A 14934-nucleotide genomic window follows, 5' to 3' on the forward strand; every position below is an offset into this window, starting at 1 on the left:
TATCGCAGTGCCGCCTCATGTCGACGGATTTTGATCAGACCACGTGGCCCACACGCGCCCAGGACAAGGCGTCATCCAAACGGTCGTCGCCCCAGAACACCTCTTGCCTCACCACGAAGCTGGGGGCGCCGAAAACACCCAGTTTCACGGCGATGTCTGTTTCAGCTTCCAGCGCGGTGACGAAATCCGGGCTGCGCGCGCGGGCCAGTGTCAGGCGAGGATCCTGCTGGCACCGTAGCAAAGCTTCGGACAGGGCGCTTTCGCTGCCGGCCTCGACGCCATCCTCGAACCAGATGCGGTATAGGTTCTGGGTAAATGACTTGCCCCATCCGTCCATCATACCAAGCAGAGCGACCTGATTGGCCAGGGCAAGATCGGAAATCGGATAGGGTGCGGGCAGGCTGGCGTGGATGTGATACTTGGCACAGCGACGTTCGATATCACGCCACATATATGCGGATTTTTCGGGTTTTCCGGCGAACGGGATATTCTGCTGGGCTGACATGACCGTGCGCACATTAAAGGGCCGCCAGTTAACGGTGGCGTCATGTTCTGCGCACCAGTCGTCCAGCCGCATCACGGTAAGGAAGCTGTAAGTGCTGCCGATTGAATACCAAAAGTCGATTTCCGGCATTGCCGATCCTCCGACTGTTCTGTGGGGGTATCATAGCGGATTTTGGTACACTTGGCGAACCGACAGAAGTGGAAAACGAAAACCCCGCCACTTGGGCGGGGTTTTTTTGGGATCAGATCGGGATCAGTGCGCGTGGCCTTTGTCCCAGTCTTCCTGCTTGGGCAGCTGCTCGAACGTGTGTTCGGGCGGCGGTGTCGGCAGGGTCCATTCCAGCGTATCCGCGTATTCATTCCACGGGTTCGGACGTGTCTCTTTCGCACCACGGAACAGGGCGTAGAACACGATCCCGAAGAAGAGCAGGAACGAGGCGAACGAGATAAACGCGCCGATCGACGAAACGAAGTTCCACTGGGCGAATGCCTCGGGGTAGTCGATGTAACGGCGCGGCATGCCCTGACGGCCCAGGAAGTGCTGCGGGAAGAAGGTCAGGTTGGCGCCGATGAAGAACAGCCAGAAATGAACCTTGCCCCAGAACTCGGAGTACTGACGACCCGTCATCTTGCTGAAGTAGAAGTACACCCCAGCAAAGATCGCGAAGACAGCACCCAGCGACATCACGTAGTGGAAATGTGCCACAACATAGTAGGTGTCATGATAGGCACGGTCGACACCGGCCTGCGACAGAACCACACCGGTCACACCGCCGACGGTGAACAGGAACAGGAAGCCGAAGGCGAACAGCATTGGCGTCTTGAACTCGATCGAGCCGCCCCACATGGTGGCGATCCACGAGAACACCTTGACCCCCGTCGGAACCGCGATGACCATCGTGGCCAGCATGAAATAGGCCTGCTGACGCAGCGACATGCCGACGGTGTACATGTGGTGCGCCCACACGACAAAGCCCAGCACGCCGATTGCGATGATCGCCCATACCATCGGCAGATAGCCGAAGATCGGCTTGCGCGAGAAGGTGGCGATCACGTGGCTGATGATGCCGAAACCGGGCAGGATCACGATGTACACTTCGGGGTGGCCGAAGAACCACAGGATGTGCTGATACAGGATAGGGTCACCGCCGCCGGCCGGATCAAAGAAGGTGAAGCCAAAGTTGCGGTCCATCAGCAGCATGGTGATCGCGCCTGCCAGAACCGGCAGCGACAGCAGAATCAGCCATGAGGTGACGAAGATCGACCAGCTGAACAGCGGTACCTTGAACAGGGTCATGCCTGGGGCACGCATGTTCAGAAAGGTGGTGATCATGTTGATCGCGCCGAGGATCGAGGAGGCGCCCGATACGTGCACGGCAAAAATCGCTAGGTCCATGGACATGCCGCCTTCGGTCGTCGACAGCGGCGGATACAGAACCCAGCCCACACCCGAGCCGAGCTGATCGTTCCCACCCGGGCTGAGCAGCGAGGCAACACCCAGCGAGGTGCCGGCGACATACAGCCAGAAGGACAGGTTGTTCATCCGCGGGAACGCCATGTCCGGCGCACCGATCTGCAACGGCATGAAATAGTTGCCAAATCCGCCGAACAGGGCAGGGATGACAACGAAGAACATCATCAGAACACCGTGATAGGTGATCATCACGTTCCACAAGTGTCCGTTGGGGGTACATGGGTCGGCCATGAAGCCTTCCAGGCACATGTACTGAACGCCCGGGTGCATCAGCTCGAGCCGCATGTAAACGGTCATCGCCACCGAGATCAGACCGGCAAGGGCCGAAACGACCAGGTACAGAATCCCGATGTCCTTGTGGTTGGTCGACATGAACCAGCGCTGGAAAAAGCTGCGCTGATCTTCATGGTCGTGACCGTGAATGGCTGCGTCTGCCATTATAGGTGCCTCCTGTTGCAACTGCACCGCGCAGTCGGACCTCTCCAACGCGCGGTATTCCTGCTGGTTTTAGAATGTGAAGAAGGCACCTTCAATGGCCGAGTTTGATCTGGATCAAGATTAATTGTCGCGGGCACGCGGGTGCCGCACGATTTTCCGGCTTTGAACGTGGGGTATCTGGGCATGGCGGATGAGAATTCAAGTCCGGACTGTCGATGCGGCATGGGCGTTGGCAGAGTTCCGCCTTGACCGTCGCCCGCGCGCGTCTCAGAACTGTGCCAACACCCGCAATCCAGAGGTTTGAGATGGCTGACTACGACCCCGACAATATCTTTGCCAAAATCCTGCGCGAAGAAATCCCGTGCATGCGCGTGTACGAGGATGATGAAACGCTGGCTTTCATGGATATCATGCCTCGCGTGGACGGGCATCTTTTGGTGATCCCCAAAACACCATGCCGCAACGTACTGGATGCCACGCCCGAGCAACTGACGGCGGTTATAAAAACGGTGCAGAAGATGGCCCGGGCGGTCAAGTCTGCATTCGACGCGGACGGGGTGACGATTCAGCAATTCAACGAGGCGGCAGGCGGGCAGGAAGTCTTCCACCTGCATTTCCACGTCCTGCCGCGCCACGAAGGGGTTTCCATGCGCCCGCCGGGCAAGATGGGGGATTTCGAGCTTATCGGTGAACACGCGAAAAAGATCAGCGCCGCTCTCGCCTGATCATTCGGCGCCACGCGGCCCCATGCATTCGCCATGATCCTGAAACGCGTGCAGCACGGCACAGACATGATCGTGCTGCCCGTCGCAGGCCGCTGAAATTCGGGTCAGTTCCGCTTCGAGGTTTTGCAGGCGGGCAATTCGGTCCCGCAGATCGGCCAGTTGTTTTTGGGCAATTTCGTGCGCCCGGTTAAGGTCGCTGCCAGACGCGCCCTCAAGGGACAGCAGGCCCACGACGTCAGCCAGTGGCAATCCCAGATCACGGCAATGGCGAATGAAGATCAGCCGTTTCAACGCGGCTGCGTCATAGCGGCGTTGATTGCCCGCGGTTCGCTCTGGCTTGGGGAACAGGCCTTTGTCTTCATAGAACCGGATTGTTGGAATTTTCACCCCGGTTCGGCGCGATAAGTCCCCGATCGAATACATTTTTCGGTTTTGACCTCTTGAACCTCTAGTGGCTAGAGGAATTACATGCTCTGGGAAGCCGTAACAAGGGACATGAAACGATATGGCACACCAGCATTCCCACACCGGGCATGGTCACCAACACAACCACATTGATCCAGACGCTGGCGATGCGCGCGTCGCCTGGGCGATTGCGGTGAACATGTTCCTGACATTGGCTCAGGTCATCGGGGGCATCATTTCGGGTTCTCTGGCGTTGATTGCCGATGCGCTGCACAATTTTTCGGATGCTGTTGCGCTGATCATTGCGTTTTTTGCCCGCAAGATTGCACGGCGTCCGGCCGATCCACGGATGAGCTTTGGCTATGGCCGGGCCGAAGTCGTTGCGGCCTTGGTCAATTACACTACGTTGATCGTGTTGTCGGTCTACCTGTTCTACGAAGGTGTCATGCGGTTTTTTGAACCCGAGCCGATCAACGGATGGCTTGTGGTCTGGGTCGCCGCGCTGGCATTGGTGGTCGATCTCGTAACCGCCGCTCTGACCTATACCATGGCCAAGGACAGCATGAATATCCGGGCCGCATTCATCCATAATGTTGCGGACGCCTTGGGATCAATCGCCGTGATCGTAGCGGGCACCGCAGTGATCCTGTTCGGCTGGACATGGGTGGACCCGGCGGTGACGATCCTGATCTCGGTCTACATCATGTGGCATGTCAAAGAAGAGATAGGCGAGACGGTCCGCGTTCTGATGCTGGGCGCTCCGCCCGACCTGGAGCCAGAGCAGGTAGCCGCGGCGATCGAAGAAACGGATGGGGTGGCCGAAGTGCATCACGTGCATTTGTGGGCCATGCAGGAGCGGCAGCCCGCGCTGACGGCGCATCTGGTCATCGATGCGAACGCGTGGTCAGATGCCGAAATGGTACGGGACAGTGTCAGGCACACGCTGCAAGTTCGTTTCGGGGTGGGCCATGCGACGCTCGAACTGGAACAGGCTGGCCGCGCCTGCGTCGGTTCGTCCCGATTTGGCCACCAGGAAGAATAGCGGTGCCTGAAAGAGAATTGCCGTTCCGATTTGGGGTCGGAACGGCAGACTCGTAACCAAACACTTCTCGGATTTCGAGGGCGAGCCCTGGATCACCGGTTAACATACCACTCACTCTTGATTGGCAGTTCCATATTACTCGTTAACAGGGGCTTTGTATCCACCTGATTTAAAAAATGCTTAAAGACTTCTACAAATCCACCTAATTCAGGGTTAATTGCCTTACGCATGGGAAACAGAGCCAGCCTGTCACAGGGATTGTTGTTTGCAACAGTGGCGCGCAGCGATTCGCTGCGCAGTGATCGACAGATGGATTCAGGGTGCCACTGGGCCAAAAACGTCTGCGAAAGTCTTTTTCAGTGCGGCATCAAGGTCTGCCATCGTTACAGGCAAGCCCAGGTCGACCAATGAGGTCACGCCGTATTCGCTTATCCCGCAAGGGACGATGCCGGAAAAATGTTCCAGATCCGGTTCGACATTCACCGAGATTCCGTGAAAACTGACCCATTTGCGCAGGCGCAAACCAATGGCGGCGATCTTGTCTTCCGCCGGTTTGCCGGTCGCTGTCAACGGCTTGTCATCACGCCGAACCCAAACCCCCACGCGCCCTTCACGGATCTCGCCTTGCACGTTGAATTCCGCCAGCGCCGAGATCACCCAGGTCTCCAGCTGTTTCACAAACTGACGCACGTCGCGACCACGTTTGTTCAAATCCAGCATGACATAGGCCACACGTTGACCGGGCCCGTGATAGGTGTATTCGCCGCCGCGTTTGCTTGCGTAAACCGGAAACCGATCGGGGTCGGTCAGATCCTCGATCCTGGCCGAAGTGCCGGCCGTATAAAGTGGCGGGTGTTCCAGCAGCCAGACACACTCTTGGGCTTCGCCATTTGCGATTGCGGCGACGCGCGCCTCCATAAAGGCAACGGCGTCGTCATAGCTGGTCAGACCATCGGTGATTTTCCATTCCATGCCGGTCTCATATCCGTCTGAATCGGTCAAGAAAAGGGGTCAGGCGGCCTCGGACAGGCAACGTTGCAGCACCTGGGCATAGGTTTCAGAACCCTGTGCGCCGGTCAGCAGGTATTTCCCGCCAAAAACCATGGATGGCACGCCTGAAATTCCCCGGCTGGTCCAGAACAGCTGCTTTTCACGCACCGGGGCTATGAGTTCTCCGCTTTCAAGTGCTTGTCGCGCCGTATCCGCGTCCAGCCCGATGGATCGAACAACTTCCAGCAGAACATCCATATCGGAAACATCCCGCTGCGCTGTGAAATACGCGTCGAACAGAGCCAGTTTCAAAGGATGCTGTCGGCCGACTGTTTCCGCCCAATCCAGCAGCTGATGCGCTGCGAATGTGTTCACCATTCTGCTGTCATCGTCGAAGTTGAAGGCAAAGCCGAGCTCGGCCCCGATCGAGGTAAGCTTGTCCCGTGCCTGCTGACTTTGCTCGGCGGTCGAGCCGTATTTCGCCATGATATGTTCACGCAGGTTCTGGCCTTTGGGTGGCATGTCCGGGTTCAACTCGAACGGATGCCAGCGAAGCCGGGCAAGGACACCCTGTTGCTGCAACGCCATGTCAAGCTGTCGAAACCCGACAATGCACCAGGGGCACACAACATCCGAGACGATATCGATCTGAACGATCGGGAGGTTTTCGGGCGGGGGCATCGGCGGCTCCTGTCAGGTCAATGGCGTGTTGTCCAGTGGCAGAGATAAGCCCGTGGTGAAGGAATTTAAACCACTGCGTTTTTGCCTCTTCACATCGCGCGCACCAACGTCTATACGCCGCTTTACCAAGTCATTGGCAGTGCGGTCGTGGCGGAATTGGTAGACGCGCAGCGTTGAGGTCGCTGTGGGGTAACTCCCGTGGAAGTTCGAGTCTTCTCGACCGCACCAAAAAATTGAAATAATTGTTTTATTACAATATTATAATTGAATCCTTTAAGAATTAGGCCACCTCTTGGACCACCTTCTTGTGCCCGCTAGAAGTGGACGGAAAAAATCGATAGCAGCTGCTTGCTGACATAGTGACTGAAATGCGCAGAAAGCTGACTTTGCAAAGTTTGAGTAATTTTCCTCTATTCGACGTTTAGAACCTAATGATTGGTCCGTATGTTATCGGCCTATTTGGCGTTGCCAATATTTCACTTCCGCACCTATGCAGCGATTTGCCTTCAACCTTTCATAATCCATAGTTGAAGGTGTTCTTTAGACTGATGTTTGAACTGGTGAAATCCGGAAGCAAAAAGCACTCAACCGAGTACGAGGATCCAGAACGGTCGCAAGAGGAAAGGCGACGTTGTCAGTACACGTCGCCTTTTTCGTTGTTTTGAAACTACTCCAAGATAGCGAGGATCTACTCGATTAGTGTGATCTCACCGGGCCGCCATGTTCCTTCAAACCAAGGCTCCAAAGGACCGTAGAGTCTTAGAACCGTGGACCAGGATTTTCCGGGCATTGTCTGTATCCAATTGCCCTCTTTGCCTTCTGGCGCTTCTGGCGCAAACCAAACCGTAAAACTGCCGTCCTCGTTTGCTTCCAAAGTGGGTTGGTTGCTATCGACCCCTGCAAGTTTCTGGTCCGTTTCGAGAAGTGAACGGGTTTGCGTGTCGTAGACAACGAATGACCAATAGTCTTTTGCTGGCGGGTTTGGGGGAATTGTCACCGAGTAAGTTTTACCGCCGTCGAAGTAGTTTCCATCGCTGTCGCGATTCGCGAGTGCGTATTGCGATCCGACCCCTACCTTTTGAGCGACCATCGCAGGCGTGATTCCGGTCGCGTAGTAGTGGAACAGAGTCCGCGCATCTAGAATTTTGACGTCACCGGCTTGGAACTCGTGATTGCCCCCGACAAACGCGGTCTTCCAATACCCGTCGTCATAGTAGAAAGGTGCGCGGGATCGTGGGGCAAAGTTAAGAGATTTCGCGGCAGCAGTGCCAAGTGCCACGGCTTCGCTCAGCAAGGACTTCAGTTCATCATCAGGTTCAAAAGGCTCTCCCTTGCGAATCCCTATCGAGAACATTGCGCCCATCAACTCTTCCGGCAGCGCACCTTCGGCTTCGCTATCGACGACGGCTTTCATTTCATCGAAAAAGCTGAAATCGTTTGCGTGGATTGTGTTGAACTGTTTGTCCGTTAGATTCACGAACTCTTGCTCTGGTGGGTTCTCTCTGTCTTCCCAGCGATAGACACGCAAAGTTTCTTTGACCCGTTTTACCGCCGCTTCAACACCGTCATCCCCGTAGAACGCACGAAGCAAAAACCAGTTACGATAGCTTGGTGGCTGAACGATAAAATAGCCCTCTTCCGGCAAATCTCCTTCGAATCCGGGAGGCACGATCAGAAATTTTCCGCCTTTGCCTTCGTCAGGGCCAGCATTACCGATATCGGTGACGTATCGCATGTATGCGTCGTTCACGAAACCCAGCATACCTTCGGGCACTTCATATACCACCGGACCTTCGGAGAGATCGGTACAGTTCAATATATAAATTGTTGTCGTGTTGGGTGTCAGCAGTAGCGAACGCGCGTTATACAAATCTTCAAAGATGCCGATTTTCATCGGATCAACCCCAGCGCCTTCTTCAAGACCATGACACATCGCATAGGTCGATGCGGCGGGCATACCATCCATGAAAATCTGCATACCCCGCACGAAGTTAAGCGCGTTGTACGACAACTTCGCGGTTTCTGGCGTTGGAAGTCCATCGAAATACTCCAACGCACCAAAACGTGTTTCCACTGTGTCCGGCACAATGATGCTGTCGGGGACGTTTGCACTGTATTCCTGTGCTAAGGCCGGGATCGCAAGAGACAATGCGGCTACACCTGCGAACATCAGTCTTTTCATACCGTTTTCTCCTAGTGGGATAAGTCTACTAGTCAATTCACTTTTTCCAGATCGGGTAGTTTCCAACCGCTTTCTATCCAGCCTTCAGCTGGTCCATAGAGACGAAAAAGCAAGAAAAAGTCCTCGCCGGTCGGAATCCAATTGCTTTCCAGCCCATCCGGAGCAATTGGGCCGAAATACACGTCAGCCGAGCCATCTTCGTTAACCTGTATGTCAGGGAGGTCAGGCGTCGCCAATCCCACCCGCTCGTTGCCTTTTACAAAGCCCTTAGTTTTCATGCTGTATACAATGACGGACCAAAAATCCTCGGCGGGCGTGTCTGATGGAACTGTCAGTTTGTAGGTATCTTCACCGTTGAGCATGGCGCCATCACTGTCGGTTAAACCTGTCAGGTAGAACGTGCCTCCACCGAGCTTTTTGGGCAGGTAAGTGATCCAAGAATATGACCCGCCCGCGCGGTCGTCGATCAAAACCATATCTGTCGTAACATAGGGAAATCCGGCTTCCGGTTGGCCTTCGGCGAATGCCCAGACACCCCATTGGCGATCTTCCCACAAAGGCACGACAGAGCGCGTTATGAAGTGTTCTTGCATCGTATCGTAGGCACATTGGAGACCATCCAGCATGGCCGCTTGTGTCTCCTCGTCAGGTTCAAAAGGATGGCCTCGCACAATACCCAGAGACGCCAGCATCGCCATCATTACCTTGTCTTGCTCCAAAACAGGCTCGCGCTGAATGACCGCATTCAGATCAGTGAAGAAAGTCATGTCGTATACAGGCAACGTGTTGATGGGGTTCTCTTTTACATCGATGAACCGTGTTGCCGGAGGATTGTCCGCATCCGACAAGGCATAGACTCGGAGCGTTTGGGCATATGCGGCCTGGTCTGCGCTTGTGCCGCCATCTTTTGCAACTGGACGGAAAGCAAAATGAACGCCATAGGTGTTGGACTGGTGAACGTAGTACCCGTCTGACGGTACGTCTCCGTCGTAACCAGGCGGAAGGATGAGGTATTTGCCACCTTCCCCCGCATCTTCGCCTGTCGTTCCGACGTCTGCCAGCGGGACTTGCCAGGCATTCACGATGGTTCCAAAGAAGGCCGCCTTATCACCGGCAGGGGGCACATCAATGACTACAGGCTCGTCAACAGTGATTCCGCCGCCGAATACATAGGGCGTGACATCGTTGGCCGTTAGAAAGCCGTGGCGACTGTCCATTGGCTCGCTCATATAGGCGATAACGCCCCGATCAGCGCCGGCATCGCGCTGGATTGCAAGTTCGATGTCATAAACGCCGACCGCCGGCATGCCCCAAATCGCAGCTTCACACGCGCGACGTTCGATCAGGTTCCGTTGTGCGTCTGACATCTCGGCGCTTGCGCTAATGGGTAAAAACAGGATCGCCGCGGTGGCCCAAGTTGAAAGGCATCCAATTCTGGGAACGTTATTCGACATTGCTTTCTCCACGTATGCTTGGATGTGAATTTATTGCACAAAGCCAAATGGGATGCGTATCATTTCACGACAGCGGCCTTGTAGAAGCGAGACAATCTGGCATGAGCTTACCCCCAATGATTTCGGCGAAAGCACTTGGAGCAATGCCGCAGTTTGTCTTGGATGTGGCAGGGGAGAGAAGGCTTATCGCCGCGATGAGGGCAGCCGAACTGTCGTATAAATTCGTGGATGAACGTTCCGGCTATATTTCGGCTCATTCGCTGGCGACGTTCATACACGAAGCGGCTTGGTCAACCGGGCTACAGAACATCGGTCTTTTTTGGTCTCCTCACCTGACTGTCGCAGAGTACGGCGCATGGGGGCGCTATGTTCTTTCGGCCCCGAACTTGGGTACGGCCCTCAATCGTGCTTCTTTTGTGATGCCGCTTCACTCGTCCACAGATAGGGCATGGTTGGAAAGCCCTGGATCACCCGCCAGGTTTTGCTACGATTTTGGTATTAAATCTCACCGCGCCTATCCCGATGTCGGCTTCTCCGCGATAGGAGTCATTCTTAGTATTTTTAAAGCTTATCTCGGAGCGAATTGGACGCCGCGTGCCGTTCTGTTGAATTTCCACAAAGTGACGAACGCGAACGAAGCTGAAGATGTGTTTAGGTGCCCGGTTATTTGGGACGCGCCGCGGTTGGGGATAGAGTTTGATAGGTGTTGTTTGCAAGCCAGCCGCTCAAGTCGACCCAACGCCGAAAATCCAACCACAGTCGACGACATAGCTAGGGAGCGTCTGGGAGGACCTCCTGAGACGCTTTCTGAACGTGTTGCAGAACTCGCGCGCCAGCAACTTCATGATGATGCGGTTTCGATTGATTCAATTGCGCGTTCTCTAGATGTGGGAGTGCGAACCCTTCAGCGTAGGCTTGAAGCGGAGGGCGGACGTTATCGTAATATTATCAATAGAGTCCGCATAGAACGCGCGACTGAACTTTTGGCTTTACCAACGGAAGCGGTATCCGACATCGCTACCGCGCTGGGATATGAAACGTCCAATAATTTTAGCCGGTCATTTAAAAGGCAAATGGGCATTTCACCCACCGAATTCAGAAGCACTCTTTATCGCAAATAAAATAGGACACAGAGTTCTCGATTAGAAGGTCTTGTATGGGCTGCCACTCGTCACTGATGGAAGAAGAAGGAAACGGCAACTTCGAGCATCGTTGCCCGACGTCTTAAGCGGAGCGAGATAGCGGCATCACCGCCCCATTTTTCAACCTTCTAAGCAATCATCGCCGCCAGGTTATCAAGCGCCTTCTTGTAGTTTAATCCAAAAGCGCCTTTTAACCGCACGACCAAGTTTTTTTAGCGTCACTTTGTTCGCCTATCAAAAGTGGGTACTCGTGCAACAACTCTGAACGAAATCTTTGACGAACCTAAGCTCTGATTTCGGCCTTCATGAATTCAACAAAGGCTTTCACGCGCGGTTTGCGAAAAGCTGATGGCAAATGGACACCTTGGATCGGGAGCGTGCGGGAGTGGATTCCAGAGAACAGCTCGACCAACCGCCCTGTTTCCAGGTCATCCCCGAGGAATACATCGGGGCAGATAAAGATACCCCGCCCTGCGCGTGTTGGCACGAGACAGGCAGGAGGGCTATTGGCGAGAAACGGCCCGGATACGGGCACTTGTATGGTTTGGCCTTCGACCTGAAACGGCCAGCGGTTCGGTTCGGGGTTGTTCGCATCCCTGATACAGATGTGTTCGGAAAGCTCAGCGGGATGTGAAGGCGTGCCATGCTCTGCAAGATAGGCCGGTGCAGCCACGACCTTCATGTGCGTCTCGCCCAGCTTGCGGACAATCAGGCTTGAGTCATCAAGGTTCCCAATCCTGATTGCAATGTCAAAGCCACCCTTGGCCAGATCAGCATAGTGATCTGACAGGTCCAGCTCGACCGTGACACTCGGGTGTTTTTCAACAAAACGAGTTGCGGCTACCGCCACCGCGGTGTCGCCATAGGTGAGGGGTGCCGCAACGCGAATAACACCTTTCAAACCACCTGAAGTATCGAATTCGGCTTCCAGCTGTTCAAGCTCGGCAAGCACACGTCGCGCCCCTTCCAGGTATTTTTCTCCTTCGTGAGACAGAGACATTGAGCGCGTGGTCCGGTGAAGGAGCGTCATGCCAAGCAGGTTTTCGAGCCCGGCGACACGCTTGCTCACCAATTTGTTCGAAATCCCCAAGCGTTGCCCAGCAGCAGCGAAGGAACCGGTTTCCACGACAGCCACGAAGCTTCGCATTCCATCAATCCGGTCCAATCATTTATCTCCAGAATGACGATACATACTCTCAATTATCGCCATTTCAGCGAGCAAAAGCCACATCTAAGTTCTTCTCAAGCTCAAACGCAGGAGACAAGAACATGGCAAATTCGCATGCCCCGATCTCGATTGGTCAGGTTGCCCTGACAGTGCGCGACCTTGATGGCATGGCCGCGTTTTATGAAGACGTGATTGGCCTTGGCCTGATCGAACGCAACGGCGAAACCGCCTGTCTGGGGACCGGCAACGGGACACTGATCGAGCTCCGCCAGGACCGCAAAGCCAGGCCTTTCCCGCGCGAAGCCGGGCTGTTTCACACTGCCTTCTTGCTGCCAACCCAGCAGGACCTCGCCGCTTGGTTGATCCATGTAGAGGAACGCGGACTCCAACTTGATGGCGCATCACATCACGGCGTTAGCGAAGCTCTCTATTTGAGTGATCCGGAGGGGAATGGCATCGAAATCTACCGGGACCTGCCGCGCGAGACCTGGAAGCGCAGCGGCGAGCAAGTGCAAATGACAACGCAACCGCTTGAACTGAATTCGCTGAAGCAAAATGCCACGCCGTGGCACGGCGCGCCTAGCGGCACTGTCATCGGACATGTCCATCTGCGTGTTGGAGACGTGGATGAGGCCGCGCGATTTGTTACTCAGGCCATTGGAATGGTGCAGACGTTCCAACTGCCCTCGGCGCGTTGGTTCGGGTCAGGCGGCTACCACCATCACCTTGCTGTCAACGAATGGCAATCCAAAGGGGCAAAGAAGCGCACAGAATGGAGCACAGGCCTCGCGAGTGTCGAACTTCTGGCGGAATCTGAAAGCCTAAACCCTGGTCGCCTGATCGACCCGTGGGGAACTGAATTCGAAATCACCGCGACGCAAGCTCGCGCCGCGTGAATTCCTATCACCACCGCTTCAAAACAAGGAGAAAATCAATGACCCCCAAAGAACTCGTACTGGAGGCTGTTGCAGCCATTTTTATCAATTTCGACCCATCCGCAGCGCAGCAACTGCTGGCGCCGGACTACATCCAGCACAACCCCGCCGTGCCGACAGGTGCAGCCCCCATACTTGGCTTCATTCCGGGCTTGAAGGACAGTGGGATCGAAGTGAACATTCACCGCGTGATCGCCGAAGGGGACATGGTTGTTTTGCACACGACCTACAACAATGCGCAGGCTTTTGGCGCAGATACGTTGGTTGGCTTCGACGTCTTCCGCGTGGAAGATGGAAAGGTTGCAGAGCATTGGGACAATCTGACTCCGCTCGCCCCGCCAAACCCTTCCGGTCACACGCAAACCGATGGCCCGACCGACATCACTGATCTGGACAGGACAGAAGAGAACAAAGCACTGGTCACGGATTTCGTTGAAACCATCCTGAAAGGTGGTGAAACTGATCGGATCACCGACTTCCTGTCCACCGAAACCTACATTCAGCACAACAGCCAGATCGCTGATGGTCTGGACGGTTTGGGTGCCGCTTTGATGGCGATGGCGGATCAGGGCATCCAGATGATCTATTCCGATGTGCACATGGTTGTGGCCGAGGGTAATTTTGTCTTCACCGCATCCGAGGGCACATTGGGCGGCGTACCGACCGCGTTCTATGACCTGTTCCGCGTTGAGGACGGCAAGATCGTCGAGCACTGGGATGTGATCGCAGACATCCCATCCGAGATGGCCCATGACAACGGCAAGTTCTGATCGGACGGCAACATGAAAACGTTCTTGATCACTCTAACGATGATGCTGGGAAGTATAGCCATGGCGCAAGATGCTGGTGTAATTGAGATCGTGACTATGAACCTCGCAGAAGATGTCACGGCACAAGAATTCGAACCGATCGATAAGGCCATCGAAGAAGAGCATGTCAGCCAGCAGCCCGGCTTCATCTCACGCCAAGCGGCCTTCGCGGACGGCAAATGGGCTGTCGTGGTGAACTGGGAAAGCGCGGAGGCCGCGCAAGCGTCGATGGACAGTTTTGCTTCCGCCCAAGCAGCCGAGAAGTTCATGAGTATGATCGACGCAACCTCAATGTCGATGAAACGCTATGAATTGGCGCGATAGCGTATAAACCTCCACAGCATCCGTAGGAATTACGGGTGCTGTACACTGAGCCTCCCCAACTGAACGGGTCCACCGTTATGTTTAGGAAACGGAGGACTGAGAATGGTAAACAAGCGACCGAGGCCCGAAGAGATTGTCTCGAAGTTACGGCAGGTTGAAGTTCTGATGGGGCAAGGGATGTCCCGTCTTGATGCGATCAGACAGATTGGCGTTGTTGAACAAACCTACTACCGCTGGCGAAAGAAGTACGGCGGAATGGGTGTGGATCAGTTGAAGGAACTGAAGCGGCTTCAGAAAGAGAACGAGCGGCTGCGACGCGCGGTGTCTGACCTGACGTTGGACAAACTGATCCTCACGGAGGCGGCCAAGGGAAACTATTGAGCCCCGCTCGTCGTCGTGCCTGCATCGATCATGTCCGCAGCCAGCTCAAAGTATCTGAGCGACGCGCCTGCCGCGTGCCTGGACAACACCGGTCCACGCAACGACGTGTACCACAAGGTCGCGCAGACGAAGACCGATTGGTGGCCGACATGATTGAGCTGACCCGTCAATACGGCCGATATGGCTATCGCAGGATCGCTGCACTACTGCGAGAGGCTGGATGGTCTGTCAGCGATGGGCGAATTGAACGGCTTTGGCGACGAGAGGGGCTGAAAGTGCC

The 14934-nt window shown here is 55.1% G+C and carries 14 protein-coding genes, 1 tRNA gene and 1 pseudogene; 8 read left to right on the forward strand and 8 right to left on the reverse strand.

All coding sequences use genetic code 11. The annotated features are described in order from the left end of the window. Positions 1–34: 34 nt before the first annotated feature. Together GS614_RS14280 and ctaD are read right to left on the reverse strand one after the other, a co-directional pair. Positions 35–634 (reverse strand): 2-hydroxychromene-2-carboxylate isomerase, encoded by a 600-nt coding sequence (locus GS614_RS14280; protein WP_171726614.1) that lies wholly within the window; start codon positions 632–634, stop codon positions 35–37. Between the two features lie 123 nt (positions 635–757). After that, positions 758–2416: a cytochrome c oxidase subunit I gene (gene ctaD / locus GS614_RS14285; RefSeq protein WP_170346621.1), complete on the reverse strand. Its 1659-nt coding sequence runs from the start codon at positions 2414–2416 to the stop codon at positions 758–760. A gap of 305 nt (positions 2417–2721) precedes the next feature. On the opposite strand from ctaD, the gene GS614_RS14290 reads away from it, so the two are divergent. Further along, positions 2722–3141 carry an HIT family protein gene (locus GS614_RS14290; RefSeq protein WP_171170655.1) on the forward strand — a complete coding sequence of 140 codons (420 nt, stop codon included), beginning with the start codon at positions 2722–2724 and terminating at the stop codon, positions 3139–3141. Here the strand turns inward: GS614_RS14290 and GS614_RS14295 are convergent, their stop codons facing one another. Beyond that, positions 3142–3564, reverse strand: a complete 423-nt coding sequence (locus GS614_RS14295; RefSeq protein ID WP_171726615.1) for a helix-turn-helix domain-containing protein — start codon at positions 3562–3564, stop codon at positions 3142–3144. Between the two features lie 82 nt (positions 3565–3646). Between GS614_RS14295 and GS614_RS14300 the strand changes: the two genes are divergently transcribed. Next, complete coding sequence (locus GS614_RS14300; protein WP_171228529.1) at positions 3647–4588, forward strand: cation diffusion facilitator family transporter; 942 nt, start codon at positions 3647–3649, stop codon at positions 4586–4588. A 315-nt stretch (positions 4589–4903) separates the two neighbouring features. Here GS614_RS14300 and lipB read toward each other — a convergent pair whose 3' ends face one another. Together lipB and GS614_RS14310 are read right to left on the reverse strand one after the other, a co-directional pair. Next, positions 4904–5560: a lipoyl(octanoyl) transferase LipB gene (gene lipB / locus GS614_RS14305; protein ID WP_171119604.1), complete on the reverse strand. Its 657-nt coding sequence runs from the start codon at positions 5558–5560 to the stop codon at positions 4904–4906. A 39-nt stretch (positions 5561–5599) separates the two neighbouring features. After that, positions 5600–6259, reverse strand: coding sequence for a DsbA family oxidoreductase (locus GS614_RS14310; protein ID WP_171726616.1), 660 nt, complete (start codon positions 6257–6259; stop codon positions 5600–5602). 141 nt (positions 6260–6400) lie between these two features. Between GS614_RS14310 and GS614_RS14315 the strand changes: the two genes are divergently transcribed. After that, positions 6401–6487: transfer RNA gene (locus tag GS614_RS14315), tRNA-Leu, on the forward strand. A 460-nt stretch (positions 6488–6947) separates the two neighbouring features. Here GS614_RS14315 and GS614_RS14320 read toward each other — a convergent pair. Both GS614_RS14320 and GS614_RS14325 read right to left on the reverse strand, forming a co-directional pair. Continuing rightward, entirely contained in the window at positions 6948–8441 is a 1494-nt protein-coding gene (locus GS614_RS14320) for a DUF1254 domain-containing protein (RefSeq protein WP_174829437.1), read from the reverse strand. Between the two features lie 32 nt (positions 8442–8473). Next, on the reverse strand, positions 8474–9808 hold the full coding sequence (locus GS614_RS14325) for a DUF1254 domain-containing protein (RefSeq protein ID WP_171206852.1): 1335 nt from the start codon (positions 9806–9808) through the stop codon (positions 8474–8476). A gap of 50 nt (positions 9809–9858) precedes the next feature. Here GS614_RS14325 and GS614_RS14330 point away from each other — a divergent pair, with 50 nt between their 5' ends. Then, the gene (locus GS614_RS14330) at positions 9859–11016 is read left to right on the forward strand and encodes an AraC family transcriptional regulator (RefSeq protein WP_171726617.1); all 1158 of its coding nucleotides are present in this window, start codon (positions 9859–9861) and stop codon (positions 11014–11016) included. A 304-nt stretch (positions 11017–11320) separates the two neighbouring features. Here the strand turns inward: GS614_RS14330 and GS614_RS14335 are convergent, their stop codons facing one another. Beyond that, complete coding sequence (locus GS614_RS14335; RefSeq protein WP_171119608.1) at positions 11321–12202, reverse strand: LysR family transcriptional regulator; 882 nt, start codon at positions 12200–12202, stop codon at positions 11321–11323. Positions 12203–12306: 104 nt separating this feature from the next. Between GS614_RS14335 and GS614_RS14340 the strand changes: the two genes are divergently transcribed. The 4 genes and pseudogenes from GS614_RS14340 to GS614_RS14355 form a co-directional block, all read left to right on the forward strand. Next, complete coding sequence (locus tag GS614_RS14340) at positions 12307–13101, forward strand: VOC family protein (protein WP_171726618.1); 795 nt, start codon at positions 12307–12309, stop codon at positions 13099–13101. A gap of 38 nt (positions 13102–13139) precedes the next feature. Then, positions 13140–13910 (forward strand): nuclear transport factor 2 family protein, encoded by a 771-nt coding sequence (locus tag GS614_RS14345; RefSeq protein WP_171726619.1) that lies wholly within the window; start codon positions 13140–13142, stop codon positions 13908–13910. A gap of 12 nt (positions 13911–13922) precedes the next feature. After that, a complete protein-coding gene (locus GS614_RS14350) occupies positions 13923–14273 on the forward strand; it encodes an antibiotic biosynthesis monooxygenase (protein ID WP_171206850.1) in 351 nt (116 codons plus the stop codon). A 102-nt stretch (positions 14274–14375) separates the two neighbouring features. Then, positions 14376–14934, forward strand: a pseudogene (locus tag GS614_RS14355) (transposase); the annotation flags it as partial.

It is taken from the genome of Ruegeria sp. HKCCD6604, from assembly GCF_013110635.1.
Classification (GTDB): domain Bacteria; phylum Pseudomonadota; class Alphaproteobacteria; order Rhodobacterales; family Rhodobacteraceae; genus Ruegeria.

Coding starts and splice junctions, on each gene's coding strand:
- GS614_RS14280 (WP_171726614.1), bottom strand. CDS start 634: ATGCCGGAAATCGACTTTTGGTATTCAATCGGCAGCACTTACAGCTTC.
- ctaD (WP_170346621.1), bottom strand. CDS start 2,416: ATGGCAGACGCAGCCATTCACGGTCACGACCATGAAGATCAGCGCAGC.
- GS614_RS14290 (WP_171170655.1), top strand. CDS start 2,722: ATGGCTGACTACGACCCCGACAATATCTTTGCCAAAATCCTGCGCGAA.
- GS614_RS14295 (WP_171726615.1), bottom strand. CDS start 3,564: ATGTATTCGATCGGGGACTTATCGCGCCGAACCGGGGTGAAAATTCCA.
- GS614_RS14300 (WP_171228529.1), top strand. CDS start 3,647: ATGGCACACCAGCATTCCCACACCGGGCATGGTCACCAACACAACCAC.
- lipB (WP_171119604.1), bottom strand. CDS start 5,560: ATGGAATGGAAAATCACCGATGGTCTGACCAGCTATGACGACGCCGTT.
- GS614_RS14310 (WP_171726616.1), bottom strand. CDS start 6,259: ATGCCCCCGCCCGAAAACCTCCCGATCGTTCAGATCGATATCGTCTCG.
- GS614_RS14320 (WP_174829437.1), bottom strand. CDS start 8,441: ATGAAAAGACTGATGTTCGCAGGTGTAGCCGCATTGTCTCTTGCGATC.
- GS614_RS14325 (WP_171206852.1), bottom strand. CDS start 9,808: ATGTCAGACGCACAACGGAACCTGATCGAACGTCGCGCGTGTGAAGCT.
- GS614_RS14340 (WP_171726618.1), top strand. CDS start 12,307: ATGGCAAATTCGCATGCCCCGATCTCGATTGGTCAGGTTGCCCTGACA.
- GS614_RS14345 (WP_171726619.1), top strand. CDS start 13,140: ATGACCCCCAAAGAACTCGTACTGGAGGCTGTTGCAGCCATTTTTATC.
- GS614_RS14350 (WP_171206850.1), top strand. CDS start 13,923: ATGAAAACGTTCTTGATCACTCTAACGATGATGCTGGGAAGTATAGCC.